The sequence below is a fragment of the Pseudomonas sp. PGPPP1 genome, from assembly GCF_002255865.1.
Classification (GTDB): domain Bacteria; phylum Pseudomonadota; class Gammaproteobacteria; order Pseudomonadales; family Pseudomonadaceae; genus Aquipseudomonas; species Aquipseudomonas cremoris.
The window spans coordinates 1-1,136 of the sequence record NZ_NKIG01000084.1 but is presented as its reverse complement, the minus strand read 5'-3'; the positions used below and the strand labels follow the sequence as shown (position 1 = coordinate 1,136).

Sequence of the window (1,136 nt, the reverse complement as noted above, 5' to 3'; positions counted from 1 at the left end):
ACGCTGTCTTCGTACAGCTTGATCTTGCTGGCGTACTGCGGCATCACCTGGCGGATGAAGGTCAGGGCTTCGTCCTGGGCTTCAACGCTGTCGATCAGCACTTCGCCGATGTCCTGGCGCAGGTAGTCGCGGATAGCGCGGATGATCACGTTGCTTTCCTGGTAGATCAGGAACGGCGCGGAACGATCCAGGGACGCTTCTTTGATAGCGGTCCACAGTTGCAGCAGGTAATCGAGGTCCCACTGCATTTCTTCGCTGCTGCGGCCCAGGCCGGCAGTGCGAACGATCAGGCCCATGTCGGCAGGTGCGATCAGGCCGTTCAGCGCTTCGCGCAGTTCGTTGCGCTCTTCGCCTTCGATGCGACGGGAAATGCCGCCGGCACGTGGGTTGTTCGGCATCAGGACCAGGTAGCGGCCAGCCAGGCTGATGAAGGTGGTCAGGGCTGCGCCCTTGTTGCCACGTTCTTCTTTCTCGACCTGAACGATGACTTCCTGGCCTTCGCTCAGGACGTCCTTGATGTTCACGCGGCCTTCGGGGGCTTTCTTGAAGTATTCGCGGGAGATTTCTTTAAGGGGCAGGAAGCCGTGGCGCTCGGAGCCGAAATCGACAAAGGCAGCCTCAAGGCTTGGTTCGATGCGAGTAATACGGCCTTTGTAGATGTTGGCCTTCTTTTGCTCGCGTGCACCGGATTCGATGTCCAGGTCGTAGAGGCGTTGGCCATCTACCAGTGCAACACGCAACTCTTCGGGTTGAGTTGCGTTAATCAGCATTCTTTTCATGTTGTACCGTCGGTTTCCGGGCTGCCGGAAACGGCGTTCGGCACACACGACTTCTCACGGTCGGTGTCAGGTGCGTCAAGAGTGGTTGGCCACTCCAGTGTCCAGCAAACACCGGCCAATTGGGCTGGTATCGCGACGGACGCGTCCTGCTTGTTAGCGGTGGTGACAAAGGCACCACTTCAACAAAAGCTAAGGTCAGGAGGAGGAATCAACCGGCGACTGTGGACGAGATGAAGCGTCTAAATATAAGCCTAGTGCTACACGGTCCGACGGTTGTGCATCTCCACCCTACACGTATCCCTGATAATTCGGGTGCTGCCGCGCGCAGAATCCGCAGCGGGTTGGCATTTACCGTGT

Annotated in this window: 1 protein-coding gene; it reads right to left on the bottom strand. The window is 57.9% G+C overall.

The features are described 5' to 3' along the window. Nucleotides 1–779 (bottom strand): ribonuclease E/G (locus tag CFE47_RS31215; protein ID WP_286843046.1); only part of this gene is annotated, 779 nt, incomplete at its 3' end. Nucleotides 780–1,136 lie beyond the last annotated feature (357 nt).